At 73.7% G+C, this 17109-nt stretch carries 14 protein-coding genes; 4 read left to right on the top strand and 10 right to left on the bottom strand.

Annotation, left to right across the window (positions count from 1 at the left end; translation table 11 throughout):
* Positions 1–37: 37 nt before the first annotated feature.
* Positions 38–1876: a protein kinase domain-containing protein gene (locus ACWC5C_RS32930; RefSeq protein ID WP_450881474.1), complete on the top strand. Its 1839-nt coding sequence runs from the start codon at positions 38–40 to the stop codon at positions 1874–1876.
* An 89-nt stretch (positions 1877–1965) separates the two neighbouring features.
* Here the strand turns inward: ACWC5C_RS32930 and ACWC5C_RS32925 are convergent, their stop codons facing one another.
* Complete coding sequence (locus ACWC5C_RS32925) at positions 1966–3249, bottom strand: adenylosuccinate synthase (protein ID WP_385443978.1); 1284 nt, start codon at positions 3247–3249, stop codon at positions 1966–1968.
* 214 nt (positions 3250–3463) lie between these two features.
* On the opposite strand from ACWC5C_RS32925, the gene ACWC5C_RS32920 reads away from it, so the two are divergent.
* Complete coding sequence (locus ACWC5C_RS32920) at positions 3464–4504, top strand: hypothetical protein (RefSeq protein WP_450881619.1); 1041 nt, start codon at positions 3464–3466, stop codon at positions 4502–4504.
* A 20-nt stretch (positions 4505–4524) separates the two neighbouring features.
* Here ACWC5C_RS32920 and ACWC5C_RS32915 read toward each other — a convergent pair whose 3' ends face one another.
* A complete protein-coding gene (locus ACWC5C_RS32915; protein WP_450881617.1) occupies positions 4525–5040 on the bottom strand; it encodes a GbsR/MarR family transcriptional regulator in 516 nt (171 codons plus the stop codon).
* A 101-nt stretch (positions 5041–5141) separates the two neighbouring features.
* Between ACWC5C_RS32915 and ACWC5C_RS32910 the strand changes: the two genes are divergently transcribed.
* Positions 5142–6098 carry an ABC transporter ATP-binding protein gene (locus tag ACWC5C_RS32910; protein ID WP_450881472.1) on the top strand — a complete coding sequence of 319 codons (957 nt, stop codon included), beginning with the start codon at positions 5142–5144 and terminating at the stop codon, positions 6096–6098.
* Positions 6095–7744 carry an ABC transporter permease gene (locus ACWC5C_RS32905; protein ID WP_450881470.1) on the top strand — a complete coding sequence of 550 codons (1650 nt, stop codon included), beginning with the start codon at positions 6095–6097 and terminating at the stop codon, positions 7742–7744. The genes ACWC5C_RS32910 and ACWC5C_RS32905 overlap by 4 nt, the downstream gene beginning before the upstream one ends.
* An 88-nt stretch (positions 7745–7832) precedes the next feature.
* Here ACWC5C_RS32905 and ACWC5C_RS32900 read toward each other — a convergent pair whose 3' ends face one another.
* The 8 genes from ACWC5C_RS32900 to ACWC5C_RS32865 all read right to left on the bottom strand — a co-directional run bounded on the left by ACWC5C_RS32900 (position 7833) and on the right by ACWC5C_RS32865 (position 16820).
* The gene (locus tag ACWC5C_RS32900) at positions 7833–9050 is read right to left on the bottom strand and encodes a cytochrome P450 (RefSeq protein WP_450881468.1); all 1218 of its coding nucleotides are present in this window, start codon (positions 9048–9050) and stop codon (positions 7833–7835) included.
* 75 nt (positions 9051–9125) lie between these two features.
* On the bottom strand, positions 9126–9806 hold the full coding sequence (locus ACWC5C_RS32895; RefSeq protein ID WP_450881466.1) for a response regulator: 681 nt from the start codon (positions 9804–9806) through the stop codon (positions 9126–9128).
* A complete protein-coding gene (locus ACWC5C_RS32890) occupies positions 9803–11212 on the bottom strand; it encodes a sensor histidine kinase (protein WP_450881464.1) in 1410 nt (469 codons plus the stop codon). Before ACWC5C_RS32890 ends, ACWC5C_RS32895 begins: the two co-directional genes overlap by 4 nt.
* Before the next feature lie 74 nt (positions 11213–11286).
* The gene (locus ACWC5C_RS32885) at positions 11287–12375 is read right to left on the bottom strand and encodes an alpha/beta hydrolase (protein WP_450881462.1); all 1089 of its coding nucleotides are present in this window, start codon (positions 12373–12375) and stop codon (positions 11287–11289) included.
* A gap of 3 nt (positions 12376–12378) precedes the next feature.
* On the bottom strand, positions 12379–13611 hold the full coding sequence (gene kynU / locus ACWC5C_RS32880) for a kynureninase (RefSeq protein ID WP_450881460.1): 1233 nt from the start codon (positions 13609–13611) through the stop codon (positions 12379–12381).
* Positions 13604–14479, bottom strand: a complete 876-nt coding sequence (locus ACWC5C_RS32875) for a tryptophan 2,3-dioxygenase family protein (RefSeq protein ID WP_450881458.1) — start codon at positions 14477–14479, stop codon at positions 13604–13606. The genes kynU and ACWC5C_RS32875 overlap by 8 nt, the downstream gene beginning before the upstream one ends.
* A gap of 214 nt (positions 14480–14693) precedes the next feature.
* A complete protein-coding gene (locus ACWC5C_RS32870; protein WP_450881456.1) occupies positions 14694–15107 on the bottom strand; it encodes a DUF3151 domain-containing protein in 414 nt (137 codons plus the stop codon).
* Between the two features lie 123 nt (positions 15108–15230).
* Positions 15231–16820, bottom strand: a complete 1590-nt coding sequence (locus tag ACWC5C_RS32865) for a DHA2 family efflux MFS transporter permease subunit (protein ID WP_450881454.1) — start codon at positions 16818–16820, stop codon at positions 15231–15233.
* Positions 16821–17109 lie beyond the last annotated feature (289 nt).

Here is a 17109-nt window from a genome sequence, read left to right as displayed (position 1 = left end):
CGGGGACCATCGGCACAGGGACAGGAGCCACACCGCGATGGAGAACCTCGGGGCCCAGGACCCGCGGTGGATCGGCGAGTACCAGCTGCTCGGCAGGCTCGGCGAGGGCGGAATGGGCAAGGTGTACCTCGCCCGTTCGGCCCGGGGCCGGACCGTCGCCGTGAAGCTGGTGCAGGCCGAACTCGCCCGGCAACCGGATTTCCGGGGCCGCTTCAAGCGTGAGGTGGAGGCGGCGAGACGGGTGGGCGGCCAGTGGACCGCGCCCGTGCTCGACGCCGACACCGAGGCCGAGGTGCCCTGGGTGGCCACGGGGTACATCGGGGGACCGTCGCTGCACGAGGTGGTGGCCGACGACTTCGGGGCGCTGCCCGAGCAGTCGGTGCGGGTCCTGGCGCACGGTCTGTCGCTGGCGCTGCGCGACATCCACGGCGCGGGGCTGATCCACCGCGATCTCAAGCCGTCCAACATCCTGATCACGATCGACGGCCCGCGGGTCATCGACTTCGGCATCGCCCGCGCCCTGGACGCGGTGAGCGGCAACAGCAATCTGACGGCGACGGGCGCGGTCGTCGGCTCGCCGGGGTTCATGTCGCCGGAGCAGGTGCGCGGCGAGACGGTGACCACGGCGAGCGATGTGTTCTGCCTGGGGTCGGTGCTCGCGTTCGCGGCCACCGGGCGGCAGCCGTTCGGCCGGGTGGACAGCGGCATACACGCGCTGATGTACCGGATAGCCCAGGAGGAGCCGGATCTTGAGGGGCTGCCCGAGGGGCTGCTCGGCCTGGTCACCGCCTGTCTGAGCAAGGACCCGGCGCAGCGGCCCTCGGTGCCGGACCTGATCGCGTACACCGAGGCGGCCGCGCCCGACGCCGCCGAGCCGTGGCTGCCGGGCGGGCTGCTGGCCCGGCTCGGGCGGGACGCGCTGCAGCTGCTGGAGGCCGAGAACCCGCATCAGCAGGCGACAGCCCCGGCGCCCGCCACGCCGCAGAGCGCGTACGCCACGCCGAGCGCGGGCGCGGCGGCGGGAGCGGCCGGGCCCTCCACTCCGAACCCCCCGTCCGCGTACGGCGCGCCCAGCGCCCCGGCGGCGTACGGGTACCCGATGAACGGCGCACAGCAGCAGCCGGGCAGCCCGTGGCCGCAGGCGGGCGGCTACCAGACCCCGAGCGGCCCCACGGCCGGGGGCCAGAAGGTGCGCTCGGTGCGCGCGCTGGGGAACACCCTGGTGGCCGTGTTCGTCGTGTGGATGCTGCTGACGATCAGCGATCTGTATCTGCGGATGTCGCAGTTCGGCGCGCTGCGCGACCTGGCCGAGGACGAGGGGTCCAGCGCCGCGGTCGAGCGCAGGGCGGAGGCGGTCGCCTCGCTGGACGGCGCGCTGGGCATGTGCGTGGTGGCGCTGGTCGTGCTGTGGCTGGTGTGGTTCCGGCGTACGTACGTCAACGCCACGGCGCTGTCCCCCGGCCGGTTGCGCTTCGGCAGCGGCTACGCCATCGGGGCGTGGTTCATCCCGATCGCCCTGCTGTGGATCCCCAAGCAGATCGCGAACGACATCTGGACCGCCAGCGCCCGCCCGGGCCCCGGCCGGGTGCCCCGCGCGGCGCTGCACTGGTGGTGGATGGGGTTCGTGCTGATGTGCTTCTCCGCCCCGTCCGCCGGGATCCTGGAAGTGACCGTCGACAACACCAGGAGCGTGGACGAGCGGATCGGGGTCGCCGGTCACATCGCGGACGACGGCATCTCGCTGCTGACCGCGGTGCTGGCGATCACCGTGGTGGTGAAGCTGACCGGGATGCAGGAGCGGCGCCGGGCGGCGCAGCGGCAGCAGCAGCAACAACCGCCCGTGCCCGCGGGGGTCTTCGGCCCGCCCGTCGGCTGAGGCTGAGGCGCCTTACGTACGACGGCCCGCACGCGGCGCGATGACGCCGTTCGTGCGGGCCGTACGCAGTGGGCCGGGGCCCGGGGGCCTCAGAGGAACGAGTTGATCTGGATCGTCTCGTCCCGGCCCGGGCCGACGCCGATCGCCGAGATCGGCGCGCCGGACATGTCTTCCAGCGCCTGCACGTACTTCTGCGCGTTCTTCGGCAGGTCGTCGAAGGTCTTGGCCTGGGTGATGTCCTCCGACCAGCCCGGCAGCGTCTCGTAGATCGGCTTGGCGTGGTGGAAGTCGGTCTGGCTGTACGGCAGTTCCTCGACCCGCTTCCCGTCGATCTCGTACGCCACGCACACCGGGATCCGCTCCCAGCCGGTGAGCACGTCGAGCTTGGTGAGGAAGAAGTCGGTGAGCCCGTTGACCCGGGTCGCGTAGCGCGCGATCACCGCGTCGAACCAGCCGCAGCGCCGGTCGCGGCCGGTGGTCACACCGCGCTCGCCGCCGATGGTGCGCAGCTTCTCGCCGTCCTCGTCGAGCAGCTCGGTCGGGAAGGGGCCCGCGCCGACGCGCGTGGTGTAGGCCTTCAGGATCCCGATCACGCGGTTGACCTTCGTCGGCCCGACGCCGGTCCCGGTGCAGGCGCCGCCCGCGGTCGGGTTGGAGGAGGTGACGAAGGGGTACGTGCCGTGGTCGACGTCGAGCAGGGTGCCCTGGCCGCCCTCGAAGAGCACGACCTGGCCCTGGTCGATGGCGTTGTTGAGGATCAGGGTGGTGTCGGCGACGTAGCCGCCGAGCTGGTCCGCGTACCCCAGCAGCTCCTCGACCACCTGCTCCACGGCGATGGCGCGGCGGTTGTAGAGCTTGGCGAGCACCTGGTTCTTGAAGTCGAGAGCGGCCTCGACCTTCTGCCGCAGGATCGACTCGTCGAAGATGTCCTGGACCCGGATGCCGACGCGGTTGATCTTGTCGGCGTAGGACGGGCCGATGCCACGGCCGGTGGTGCCGATCTTGCGCTTCCCGAGGAAGCGTTCCGTCACCTTGTCGATCGTCGTGTGATACGGCGTGATCAGGTGCGCGTTACCGCTGATCAGCAGCTTGGACGTGTCGACGCCGCGCTCGTTCAGCCCGCTCAGCTCGGAGAGCAGGACCGCGGGGTCGACGACGACGCCGTTACCGATGACGGGGGTGCATCCGGGCGAGAGGATGCCGGACGGGAGCAGGTGCAGGGCGTACTTCTGGTCGCCGACCACCACCGTGTGACCCGCGTTATTGCCGCCCTGGTAGCGGACCACATAGTCGACCGAGCCACCGAGCAGGTCGGTGGCCTTTCCCTTGCCCTCGTCACCCCACTGAGCACCGAGCAGCACAAGTGCGGGCACAGGCGTACACCCCTTCCGGGCGGGGCATGTCCAACGTGCGTGGTGGCGTGCGTCACCACAAGAGCCGTCGAACCGGTGCCCCGGATAGACGAAGCCCCTGGCGCAACAGCGACAGGGGCTCTTGCACCGAGAGATTACCTGAGGAAGGACCGAGGTGTCGGCTCCAGACCCCTGGCACTCTCCGCCGGACACCGTCCGGGGGCGCCGCCTGCTCATGGTCATCGACCCCACCGCCCGGCGAACGGACGGGGAGTCGGTGCGCATCGCGAAAGATGTGCTGTGTGCGGGCGCGCAAACGAAAATCTGCCTGCCGGACGGCCCCGAGGAAGTCGAGCGGGCACTCGCCCGGCGCGGCGGACGGCGGCCGGTGGTGGTGGGCGACGACCGGGCCCTGCTGCGGGTCGTGGAGCTGCTGCACCGGCAGCGCGAGCTGGCGGACGCGGCGCTGTCGGTCGTGCCCGTCGGCGGGGCGGCCACGGTCGCCCTCGCCCACGCGCTCGGCGTGCCGACGGACGCGGTCGCGGCGGCGCGCACGGTGCTCGACGGGTCCGCCCGCCCGCGTGACCTGCTGGTCGACGAGAGCGGCGGGGTGGTCCTCGGGGCCTTGCGCATCCCCGGCGGGGACGGCGCGGCCGGTACGGCGCCACCGGCGGGGCCTTCGCGTACGGGGCCGGTCGCCGCGAACGGTGTCGCGGGCGGCGGCGCGCCGGGCGGGGCGGCGGACGGCTGCGACTGCGGCTGCGATCCGTACGCCGTGGACCCCACCGGCGCGGCCGGGCCCGGTGGTGGCGCCGGGCCGGGCGGCGAGGCGGGGGCGCGGGGCGCGGGCGGCTGTGCCACCGGCGGCCACCACCCCTGGTGGACCCCGGCGGCGCGCACCGCGCGGACGGCGCTGACCCTGCTGTCGCTGCCGGTCATGGGGCTCGGCGGGGGCGGCCGGGGGCGCCGGGAGCGGCCGTCGCCGCAGCGGCTGCGGGTCGAGGCGGACGGGGTGCTGCTGACCGATCTGGACCGGCGGGTCGAGGGCGTCTCGGTGTCGACGGCCGCGCCGGGCGGCGGGCTGGCCGATGTGGTGGTCCATCCGCACGCGGGCGACGGCGCCGGGGGGCCGGTCACGGCGCGGGCCCGGGCCGTCACCGTCTCCGGCCAGGACTTCCGCTACCACTCGGACGCGCTGGTACGCGGCCCGGTGCGCAGCCGGACGTGGACGGTGCTGGCCGGGGCGTGGAGCCTGACCCTGCCGCACCGCCGCTGACCGGTTACGGCTCGTACCGCTTACGACTCGTCGGCCCCGTCGGCGCGGGCCGCCGCCTGGTGGGCACGCCAGCGCTCCAGCAACGTGCGCAGCTCGACCTGCATGAACTCGAAGAAATCGGCGGTCTCGGAGGCCCGCTGTCCGGCCGGGGTCCCGGTGCCGAGGACCTTCGCGCCGTCCCGCATGGTGGACTCCCAGCGCGTGAGCACCTGGTCGCGGCGGGTCATCGTCTCGTACCAGACCTCGTTGTAGAGCCGGTAGCGCTCGCGCCGGGAGCCCGGTTCGCGCTCCCGCGCGACCAGGTCGACCTGGGCGAGGTAGCGGATCGCGCCGGAGACCGCGGCCGGGCTGATCTGGAGCTGCTCGGCGAGTTCGGCGGAGGTGAGCGCGCCGGAGTCGGAGACGATCAGAGCCGCCAAGACGCGGGCGCCCATCCGCTGCATTCCGGCCTCGACGAGGTCGGCGGCGAACCGCTCGACGAACCGGGACACCGCCTCGTCATCACGTACGTCGTGTTCTTCGATGTCTTCGATCATCTCCCTCACCGGCTCATCATCTCCTCTCTTCGTCACATCATCATAAGTTTATACGATTCCTTAACTTCACAAATTTGTGAAAGTAGCGTAGCTTCGCAACCATGAAGACGGCAATCTCCGCGTCCGGCCTGCACAAGTCCTTCGGCCGGACCCACGCGTTGGACGGCCTCGACCTCGAAGTCGAGGCGGGTGAGGTCCATGGCTTCCTCGGGCCCAACGGCGCCGGGAAATCCACCAGCATCCGAGTCCTGCTCGGTCTGCTGCGCGCCGACTCCGGTGCGGTCCAGCTCCTCGGCAAGGACCCCTGGCACGATGCGGTCGACCTCCATCAGCACATCGCGTACGTCCCCGGAGACGTCACCCTGTGGCGCAGCCTGAGCGGTGGCGAGGTCATCGACCTGTACGGGCGGCTCCGCGGTGGGCTGGACCAGACCCGGCGGGCCCAGCTGCTGGAGCGGTTCGAGCTGGACCCGACCAAGAAGGGCCACACCTACTCCAAGGGCAACCGCCAGAAGGTCGCGCTGGTCGCCGCCTTCGCCTCCGAGGTCGAGCTGCTGATCCTCGACGAGCCGACCTCCGGGCTCGACCCGCTGATGGAGGAGATCTTCCGCGAGTGCGTGGCCGAGGAGCGCGACCGCGGCCGCACCGTGCTGCTCTCCAGCCACATCCTCAGCGAGGTCGAGGCGCTGTGCGGGCGGGTCAGCATCATCCGCAAGGGCAGGCGGGTCGAGTCCGGCACCCTGACCGAGCTGCGCCATCTGACCCGTACGTCGGTGACCGCCGAGCTGGCCGCCGCGCCCACCGGGCTGACCGGGCTGCCCGGCGTCCACGGCCTCGACGTCCAGGACCGCCACGTCAAGCTCCAGGTGGACAGCGACAAGCTGGACGCCGTGCTGCGGCGGCTCACCGAGGCGGGCGTGCGCAGCCTCACCTCCACCCCGCCCACCCTGGAAGAGCTGTTCCTCCGCCACTACCAGGACGACGTCACCCGCACCGGCGCCGAATCGGGCACCGAGGCCGGGACCGGCACCGACACCGAAGAGGCGATCGCGCGATGACCGCCGTAGCCGACGCCCGGGTCACCGGCCGGGCCCGCGGCTCGTCCCGCGACCTGACCGGCACCGGCACCCTGCTGCGGCTCGCGCTGCGCCGTGACCGGATCATGATGCCGGTGTGGGTGCTGTGCCTGGGGCTGACCGCCTCCAGCACCGTGGGCCGCCTCGACAGCGCCTACGAGACGCCCGCCCAGCGCACCCAGCTCGTCCAGGACATGAACGGCAACGGGGCGACCCGCGCGCTGTTCGGCACCGCCTTCGGCGACTCGCTCGGCGCGCTCACCGTCTGGCGGGTGGGCGCGTTCCTCACCGTGTTCGCCGCGATCATGAGCCTGCTCATCGTCATCCGGCACACCCGCGAGGAGGAGGAGACCGGCCGCCAGGAGGCGCTGTCCTCCTGTGTGGTCGGCCGCCGCGCGGGCCTCACCTCGGCCCTGCTCACCGTGGCCATCGCCAACGGCGCCGTCACCCTGCTCGTCGCGGGCGGTCTCGCGGCGCAGGGCGGCAGCGGGGCGGTCGCGCTGGGGCTGGCCGTGGGCCTGTCCGGGATGGCCTTCGGCGGACTGGCCGCCGTCGCCGCCCAGCTCACCGAGAGCGCGCGGCTCGCCCGGGGGCTCTCCTCGGCCGCGGTCGGCGTGGCGTTCGTGCTGCGCATGGCGGGTGACGCCGCCGAGGACGGCTCCAAGGGCTCCGGCCATGTGCTGGTCTGGCTCTCGCCGCTGGGCTGGGCCGAGTACGCCCGGCCGTTCGCGGCCGAGCGCTGGTGGCCGCTGCTGCTGATCGCGGTGCTGGCCGCCGCGTCGATCTCCGTCGCGTACTCGCTGGCCGGGCGCCGCGACGTCGGCGCCAGCTTCTACGCGACCCGCCCCGGTCCGCCCGCCGCCGGGCCGTTCCTGAAGGGCGTCTTCGGCCTGGGCTGGCGCCTCCAGCGCGGTGCCCTGGTCGGCTGGGCCGCCGGGTTCGTCTTCGCGGGGGCCATCTTCGGCGCCATCTCGGACGGCGCCGACGACTTCCTCGGCGACAGCGACCAGACCCGCGAGATCATCGAGCGGATGGGCGGAGCCCAGGGGCTCAACGACGCCTTCCTGGCCTCCATGGTCGGCGTCCTCGGCACCATCCTCACCGTCTACGCCGCCAGCTCCGTGCTGCGGCTGCGCGGCGAGGAGACCGACCAGCGGGCCGAACCGCTGCTGTCCAACGCGGTCAGCCGGGTGCGGTGGGCCGCCAGCCACCTGGTCATCTCCTACCTCGGCCCGGTCGCCGTGCTGGCCATCGGCGGTCTCGCGCTGGGCCTCGGCTACGGGCTGGCGTCGGGCGACGTGGGCGGTTCGCTGCCGCGCGTCCTGGGCGCCGCGCTCTCCCAGACGCCCGCGGTGTGGCTGGTCACCAGCCTGACGGTGCTGCTCATCGGGGCGCTCCCGAAGTACTCGGCCGCCGCCTGGGGCCTGGTCGGCTGGGTGGTCGCGCTCGGCTGGATGGGCCCGGCGCTGAAGGTGTCGCAGTCCATCATGAACACCTCGCCGTTCAGCCATCTGCCGAAGCTGCCCGGTGACGACATCACCGCGGCGCCGTTCGTGTGGATGGTGCTGGCCTCGGCCGTGCTGACCGCCGGAGGGCTGGTGGCCCTGCGCCGCCGCGACATCGGCTGACCTCCGTCAGCCTCCGTGCCTCGGCGCCGGACCCGCCCACCCCCTGTGGCGGGTCCGGCGCCGAGTCGTGTCCCGGGGTCCTCAGACCTCAGACCTCCACCAGCAGCTCCGTCAGCCCGCGGATCACATAACCCGGCTGCCACTCCGGCTCCCTGACGAGCCGCAGCCCGGGCGCGGCGCGCAGCAGCGCGCCGAAGGACGAGGCGAGTTCGATACGGGCCAGCGGGGCGCCCAGGCAGTAGTGGATCCCGGCGCCGAAGCTGAGGTGGGGGTTGTCGGCGCGGGCGAGGTCGAGGGTGTCGGGGCGCTCGAAGCGGGCCGGGTCGCGGTTGGCCGAACCGAAGAGCAGGGCTACCTCGCTGCCGCGCGGGATGAGGGTGTCGCCGACCCGGATGTCCTCCAGGACCCAGCGCTCGAACAGCTGGAGCGGGGTGTCGTAGCGCAGCAGCTCGTCCACAGCTGTGGACAGCAGCGCGTCCGGGGCGGACCGCAGCCGGGCCAGCTGGTCGGGGTGGCGGAACAGCGTCCACCAGCCGTTGCCGGTGGTGTTGACGGTGGCCTCGTGGCCCGCGTTCAGCAGCAGCACACAGGTGGACACCATCTCTTGCTCGGAGAGCCGGTCCCCCTCGTCGTGCGCGGCGATCAGCGCGCTGATCAGATCCTCGCCCGGGTGCTCGCGGCGGGCGGCGATCAGCCCGCGCAGATACTCCGAGAACTCCTCCGAGGCCCGGACCGCGCGGCGCGCCGTCTCCTCGCCCGGGTTCAGCTCGAACATCCCGCAGATATCCGCCGACCAGGGGCGCAGCGCCGGGCGGTCGGCGGGCGGGATGCCCAGCATCTCGGCGATGACCTCGACCGGCAGCGGTTCGGCGACCGCCGCGATGAGATCGCCGCCGCCGGAGGCGACGAACGAGTCCACCAGCCCGTCCGCCAGCCGCCGGATCGTCGGCACCAGCGCCTGGACCGTGCGCGGGGTGAACGCCTTGGAGACAAGCCGCCGCAGCCGGGTGTGGTCCGGCGCCTCCAAGTCCAGCATGCCGTTGCCGTTGAGGGTGTGGAACGGCTCGTGCTCGGGCGGCGGGGCGGTGCGGCCGAACTCCTCGTGGCTGAAGCGGTGGAGATACGTACGGCCCAGCCGCCGGTCGGTCAGCAGGGCGCGTACGTCCTCGAAGTGCGGGATCAGCCACTGGCGGGACGGCGCGAACCAGTGGGCCCTGCCGCGCTCGCGCAGGCTCGCGTAGGCCGGGTAGGGGTCGGCGACGAACGACGGCTGCCACGGGTCGAAGGCAGGGGCTGGGCTGGTCATGACCGGACCGTATCGCCGGACCGGCCCGTCCTCCAGAGGGCTTCGGCGGTTGTCGGCGGGTCGATGGTCCCTTGGTCAGCCTCCCGGGGTCACGAGCCGCGCCTCGTACGCGAAGACCGCGGCCTGGGTGCGGTCGCGCAGGCCGAGCTTGACCAGGACCCGGCTCACATGGGTCTTCACCGTCGACTCGGCCACCACCAGATGCTCCGCTATCTCCGCGTTGGACCGGCCCTTCGCGACCAGCACCAGCACCTCGTTCTCCCGCTCGGTCAGCTCGTCCAGCCGCTCCTGCGGGCCCGGCCGCGCCGCGCCCGGCAGGGCGGACTCGCCGAGCTGCGAGAACGTCGCGATGAGCCGCTTGGTGACGGTGGGCGCCAGCAGCGCCTCCCCCGCCGCCACCACCTGCACCGCCTCGCCGAGCTGACGGGCCGAGGCGTCCTTGAGCAGGAAGCCGCTCGCCCCGGCGCGGAGCGCCTGGTAGACGTACTCGTCGAGGTCGAAGGTGGTCAGCACCAGGACCTTGGCGTCGGCGTCCGCCGCGACGATCTCCCGTGTCGCCTCCAGCCCGTTCAGCTCGGGCATCCGGATGTCCATCAGGACCACGTCCGGGCGCAGCGCCGCGACCTGGGCTATCGCCTCGCGGCCGTCGACCGCCTCGCCGACGACCTCGATGTCCGGCTGGGCGCCCAGCAGCACGGAGAAGCCCTCGCGGACCATCATCTGGTCGTCGACGATCAGCACGCGGATGGCCTTCATATCTTTGGCTCCGCCGCCGTCTCCTCCAAGGCCGCCGGGTCCGGGGCTGTCGTCTCCGGGTCCGGCTCCTCCGGGACCGGGATGAAGACGGTGATCTCGTAGCCGCCGTCCTCCTCCCTCGCCCCGGCCCGTATCTCCCCGCCCAGCATCGTGACCCGCTCCCGCATGCCGAGCAGCCCGTGGCCCATGCCCGGCGAGGGCGGCACCGCCTTGGTGGGCGCCCCGTTGACGATGCGCAGCCCGAGACCGCCCAGCACATACGACACTTCGACGCGCGCCGTGGAACCCGGGGCGTGGCGCAGCGCGTTGCTCAGTGCCTCCTGCACGATGCGGTACGCGGACAGCTCCACGCCCTGCGGCAGCGGGCGCACCGCGCCGGTCGTGACGTGGTCGACCGTCAGGCCCGCCGACCGTACCCCCGCGAAGAGGCCGTCGAGCGCGGCCAGCGTGGGCTGGGGCGCCTCGGGGTCGGTGTCCGTCCCGATGTCATCGGCCCGCACCACCCCGAGGACCCGGCGCAGCTCGGTGAGGGCGATCACCGCGTTCTCCCGGATGGTCGCGAAGCTCCTGGTCAGCTCCTCGGGCGGGTTCTCCACCCGGTACGGGGCGGCCTCCGCCTGGATGGCGATGACGGACATGTGGTGCGCGACGACGTCGTGCAGCTCCCGCGCGATCGTCGCGCGCTCCTCCAGCGTGGTGCGGCGGGAACGCTCCTCGACGGTCACCGACTCCTGCACCGCGATCCGCCGTTTGCTCTCGCCAAGGGTGCGCCCGGTGACGACGGCGCAGAGCGCCAGCCCGGAGACGAACAGCATCTGGACGCTGTCCGAGGTGATCTGGCTGTCGGCCAGCATCTGGAGGGAGTCCGAGGTGTACCGGCTGTCGGTGTCGACGTACTCGGCGACAACCGCGAGGAGGGCGGTGAGCAGCCATATCTCGGTGGCCACCCGGGGACGCGAGCGGGCCGCGACCACCACCATCACCAGGACGTGGGAGATGGCCAGCGGTATCGGCCACGGCCAGCCCACGGTCTGATCCAGCCCCAGCAGCCCCAGCCCCGTCGCGGCGCTCGCCCCGAACGAGAGCCACCAGGCGCCGGCCGGCCGGAACAGCGTCAGAAGCAGCGGCACCGCACTCAGCAGGGCCAGGACCAGGCTGGTCATACCGTCGGGCACCAGGAAGACCGACTGGCACATGACGTAGAACGCGCAGACCGTGAGCGCGGCGTGCGGCAGCCAGCCGACGTACCGCCGGGCCCGCTCCGGGATCCGGCGCATCAGCGGATGCCCGGAACTCAGCGGCGGCAGCGGGCGGATGGCGAACGCGTCGTCGATCAAGTCCTGCCGCAGGCCGGACAACGCACTGCGGGCGATGCGGAGTTCGGTCCGCGGAATCGTCTGGGTCACGCCTCATACCGTAGGGAGCGGGCGGGCCCGCGTCGTCCCCACAGATAGTGATTGTCCGGCGTCCCTCTCAGGTACTACGAGGGTGACGACCGCGCGGTGAGCCGGGCGATCTCGTCGGCGACCGTGCGGGCGGCGGCGGTGGCCGGGTCGATCAGCGGAAAGTGCCCGACGGCGGCGATGCGCACCACCCGGGGCGGCTGCCCGGCGACCGCCCCGGCCGCCGCGAAGGAGTCCGCGACCTGCGGCGGAACATCGACGTCCGTGCCGCCCCGCACCAGGACGGTGGGCACGCCAGTGGGCAGCAGCGCGGCGGGATCGGCGAGCGGCAGCCGGGCGGCGATCCGGTCGCCGAGCAGCTGGTCGACGGCGTCCGAGCACACCCGCAGCGCGCGGGCGGCGTTGAGATCCGCGATCGGGGCGAGCGCGACCACGCCGCACACCGGAGGAGCCGTGGGCAGCCGCCACCGGCTGCCCGGCGGCAGCCGGTGCCGGGCAGCCGCCCACAGCGCGGCGTGCCCGCCCGCGGAATGCCCGGCGAGCACGACGCGCCCGGCGTCGACCCCGCCGAGCCCCAACTCCCGCACCAGCCCCGGCACCCGGTCCACCACGGCGGCGATGTCGTCGAAGGTCTCCGGCCAACGGCCCGCCAGGTGCTGCGCCCCTGGCGGGTGTTCCCGGTGAGGCCCACCGCGATCCGGCCCGCCGTCGCCGCCCACCCCGGCCTCCCGGCCGGGGGCACGCGCCCCGCCGGGCCGCCCCTGCGCGACGCGCGGGCCGTCAGCCTCGCCGAGCCCGGCAGCCGACACCCCCGCGTCGCCGCCCGGCGCCCCGCCCTGCGGGCCTTGGCCGTCGCGCCCGGCGGCTGCCCTCCCGGCCTCGGCGTCGCCGCCCGTGGCCGCGCCTCGGCGGTATTCCGCCAGGGCCACCGCGAAGCCGCGTTCCGCGAGGTAGGCGGCGAGCGGGGAGACGTGCTGGCGGTCGTAGGGCGCGCGCCAGGCGCCGCCGTGGAAGAGGATGACCAGCGGGGCGGGGCCCGCCGGGTCGTGGGGCAGGTGGAAGTCCACCACCTGGTCCGGGTGTTCGCCGTACGCGGCCGTCGCGTCGGGCGCCACCGGGGCGTGGCCGAAGAGGGACGCCTCCTCGGCGGCCGCGTCACGGCTCATCGGTCAGCCCACCTCGCTCCGTACGTCCTCCAGGACCTCGGCCAGCACCCGCGCCGCCCGCTCCACCTCGGCGAAGCCGGTGTAGAGCGGGGTGAAGCCGAAGCGCAGCACGTCGGGGCGGCGGAAGTCGCCGACGACCCCGCGCCTGATCAGCTCGGCCATCGCCGGGCCCGCCTCCGCGCAGCGCAGCGCGATCTGGCTGCCGCGTTCCGCGTGGGCGGCCGGGGTGACGGACTGGACGCGCCCGGCCGGGACGTACCGCTCGACGCACCGCAGGAAGAAGTCCGTCAGGGCCAGGCTCTTGGCCCGTACGGCCTCGACCGGGACGTCGTCCCACACCTCCAGCGCGGCCTCCAGCGCGAGCATGGAGAGGATGTCGGGGGTGCCGACGCGGCCGCGTACCGCGCCCTCGGCGGGGGTGTAGGCGGGCGTCATGCCGAAGGGGTCGGCGTGGGAGTTCCAGCCGGGGAGCGGGGAGTCGAAGCGCGGCTGGTGCTCCCGCGCCACGTACAGATAGGCGGGCGCGCCCGGGCCCCCGTTGAGGTACTTGTACGTACAGCCGACGGCGAGGTCGACCCCGTGCGCGTCGAGCCCCACCGGCAGCGCGCCCGCGCTGTGGCAGAGGTCCCAGACGGCGAGGGCCCCGGCCGCGTGGATGGCGGCCGTCGTGCCGGGCAGGTCCTGGAGGCGGCCGGTCCGGTAGTCGACGTGGTTGACGAGCGCGACGGCGGTGCGCGGCCCGACCGAGGTCGGTACGTCGCCCGCCGCCACGGCCCGCACGGTGCAGCCGGTCATGCGGGCGGCGGATTCGGCGATGTAGCCGTCGGTGGGGAAGGTGGACTCGTCCACCACGATCTGGTCGCGGTGGGCGCCGCGCTCCTGGGCGATGCGTACGGCCGCGACGACCGCCTTGAAGACGTTCACGCTGGTCGAGTCACCGACCACCACCTGCCCGGGAGCTGCGCCGACGATCCGCCCCACGCGGTCGCCGATCCGCTCGGGCGCGGTCCACCAGCCGCTCTCCTCCCAGGAGCGGATGCGCAGCTGCCCCCATTCGCGGGCCACGACATCGGCCAGCCGGGCGGGGACGGCGTGGGGCAGCGCGCCGAGCGAATTGCCGTCCAGATAGACGGTGTCGTCGAGGGCGAAGGCGTCGCGCTTGGCGCGGAGTTCATCGGCCGCGTCGAGCGCGTCGGCCTCGGCGGTCAGCTCCTGGGGGAGCGTCGTCTCAGACATAGCTACGTGCCGTCCACAGCTCGGGGAACACGTTCTTCGCGGCGCGCTTCTCCAGCCACGCGACCCCGGCGGAGCCGCCCGTTCCGGTCTTGGCGCCCATCGCCCGCCGGGTGGCCACCAGATGGTCGTTGCGCCAGCGCCACACCAGCTCGGCGACCTCGGTCAGCCCCTCGCCGAGCCGGATCAGCTCGTCCTCGCACCGGCCGGAGTAGATCTCCTGCCACACCCGCTCCACCCCGGGATCCGGCTCGTACCGGCGGGTGGGGTCGCGGTCCAGCACGGCGGCGGGTATGGCGTGGCCACGGCGGTCCAGGAAGCGCAGCACCTCGTCGTAGAGGCTTGGCTCGGTCAGCGCCTTCTCCAGCTCCGCGTGCTCGCGCGGCGCGCCCCGGTGCGGGACCAGCATGGACGCCGACTTCTCACCGAGCAGGAACTCCAGCCGCCGGTACATCGCGGACTGGAAGCCGGAGCCGTCGCCGAGCGCGGAGCGGTACGCGTTGAACTGGCCGGGCGTGAGGTGCGCGAGCGGCTTCCAGGACGCGTTCAGCGACTCCAGCTCGTACGTGGAGCGCCCCAGCGCCGCCAGCGCGGTGGGCAGGTCGTCCTCGCGCAGCGCCTGCGCGGCGGTGTGCCACTCGTGGACGATGACGGTGAACCACAGCTCCATGACCTGGGTGGTGACCAGGAAGACCATCTCGCCGGGGTCGTCGGAGAGCGGGTGCTGGAGGTGGGTGAGGACGGACGCCCGGACGTAGTCCTCGTACGGGGTCGTGCCCTGGAAGTCCAGATGGGGCGCTTCCGGTTCGCCGTCGGTCAGGACGGCTTCCTCGGGCGCGGGGGCGGATTTCGGGGCAGGCTGCTGCGACATCGCATCTCCTGAGGTACTGCTCGCCACCGGGTAGCGGTCCGCCCCATCCCTTCGGTCTCGGAGCCCCGGTCCCCTCAGGGGCCACTTCTGTGGTCCCTGCCCGCATCATGCGTGCCGCGCGCGCCGCTCGCAAGTGCGCTCCGCACCCGCGCACCGGCGCACAACGGGCCTGCCGGGGCACGAACGCCCCGGCAGGCCCACACCCCGGAAGGGGTCAGGAAAGCGTGTCCGCCGCGGTCGGCGAGCTCTCACGCAGGAACGACGCGCAGCGCTCGTACTCCTCCTGCTCACCGATGGACTGTGCGGCGCGGGCGAGCGCGTGCAGGGCGCGCAGGAAACCCCGGTTGGGTTCGTGCTCGAAGGGGACGGGGCCGTGGCCCTTCCAGCCACTGCGCCGCAGCGCGTCAAGGCCCCGGTGGTAGCCGGTGCGGGCGTACGCGTACGACTCGACCACCCGGCCGTTCTCGAACGCCTCGTCGGCGAGCTGGGCCCAGGCGAGCGAGGAGGCCGGGTACTTCGCGGCGACCTCGGCGGGAGCCGCGCCGGACGCGAGCAGTTCTCGCGGCTCGGGGTCGTCGGGCAGATGGGTCGGGGGCGGTCCCCCGAGCAGATTCTCGTGAATGGCCATGGGTTCCAGTCTGCCGGACCGCCCGCCCCGCCCGCCGCCCCACACCAAGGTCCACTGCCGCGAGGCGCGTGATCAAGCCGGGGGGCTGAGGCGCGTGATCAAGCCGGGGGCCGAGGCGCGTGATCAAGCCGGGGGCTTGCGCGGCCGCTCGCCCGGGTCCAGCGGCGGGGCGCCCACCCCGCAGTGGTACGCGCACTCGGGACGGCAGGGGCGCTCCCCAGCCGCCTCCACTTCCCCGGGCTCCCCGGCCCGCTCCAGCGCGTCCGCCCGTACCGCCCGCCAGGCGATGAGCGCGCCCAGCACCAGCACCGCCGCGCAGATCGGCATCGCCCGCCGGAACGCCTCCGAGAACCGGTCCGCCGACCGGTACGCCTCCGCGCCCATGCCCGCCAGCAGCGGCAGCGCCGCGACCGCCACCAGGCCCGCCGCCCGCGCCGCCGCGTTGTTGATGCCGCTGGCCAGGCCCGCCCGTCCGACGTCCACCGAGGCCAGCACGGTCGCGGTGAGCGGGGCGACGAGCACCACCATGCCCAGCCCCATCACCACCAGCGCGGGCAGTACGTCCCGCCAGTAGACGGCCCCCACCCCGGCCCGGGTCATCAGCAGCATCCCGGCGGCGCACAGCAACGGCCCGACGGTCAGCGGGATGCGCGGGCCGATGCGCTTGCCCAGCTCGCCGGAGCGGGCCGACAGCAGCAGCATCAGCAGGGTCGTCGGCAGCAGCGCGGTTCCGGCGACCAGCGCGGAGTAGCCGACGACCACCTGGAGGTTCAGCACGACCAGGAAGAAGAAGCCGCCGAAGGCCGCGTACACACACAGCGTCACCGCGTTCACGGCGGTGAACTGGCGCGACGAGAAGAGGGAGAGCGGCAGCATCGGCTCGGGGCGCACCCGCTCCGCGTACACGAAGGCCACCCCCGCCAGCAGCCCGGCCACGGCGGGCAGCACCACGGAGAGCGACGCGCCCCGCTGCGGAGCGGCGATCAGCGCGTACGTCACCAGGCCGAGCGCGAGCGCGCCGAGCACCGCGCCCAGCACGTCGAACCGGCCGTGCGCCCGCGGATCCCGGGACTCCGGTACGTGCCGCAGCGCGACCGGGACGCATACGGCCGCCAGCGGCACGTTGAGGAAGAACACCCAGCGCCAGCCCGGACCGTCCACCAGCCAGCCCCCGAGGAACGGCCCGATCGCCGCCCCCACCCCGCCGAACCCGGACCACAGCCCGACCGCCCGGGCCCGGTCGTCGGGGTGGATGACCGACTGGATCAGCGCCAGCGAGCCGGGGGTGAGCAGCGCCCCGCCGACGCCCTGGAGGGCGCGGGCGGCGATGAGCATCCCGGCGTTCGGCGCCAGCCCGCACAGCAGGGACGCGAGCGCGAACCACACGACGCCGACGATGAACACCCGCCGCCGCCCGAAGCGGTCCCCGAGCGCCCCGCCGAGGAGGATGAGCCCGGCGAGGGTGAGCAGGTAGGCGTTGACGGTCCACTGGAGGACGGCGAGATCGGCGCCGAGGTCGAGGCCGATGCGGGGCAGGGCGACGTTGACGACGGTGCTGTCGAGCAGCGCCATCGCGGAGCCCAGCACGGTGGTGAGCACGACCCACCGCCCGGCGGCGGTGGAGAGCCGCACGGCGGTGGGGGCCGGGGCGCCCGGCGGCCCGCCCGCGCGCCTCCGCGCCCGCCCGGACCGCCGGGGCGGGGGATCGCTCATACCTGGATCATCCCCGCAGCCGCCGGAAGCGGCCAGCCCGCAGACGCGAAGCGTCCGGCGGGCGCCCCACGCGCCCGCCCGCGGCGTGGCCCGGCCGCTGCGGGCCCAGCCGCCCTGCGGCTCCGGCCGGTGCGGCCCCAGTCGCTCTGCGGCGAGGCGGCGGGCGACGGCCCCGGACAGCCCACGGGCCCGGGTGGGGGTGGACGCGTCCCGTAAGGATCTGGGCGCGGAGGGGTACGAACTGGTCGTCGGCGACACCGTACGGATCACCGGTGCCACGGCCGCCGGG

The organism is Streptomyces sp. NPDC001700, assembly GCF_053596435.1.
The sequence above is the reverse complement of the archived record's forward strand: the minus strand, read 5'-3'. Positions and strand labels throughout refer to the sequence as shown.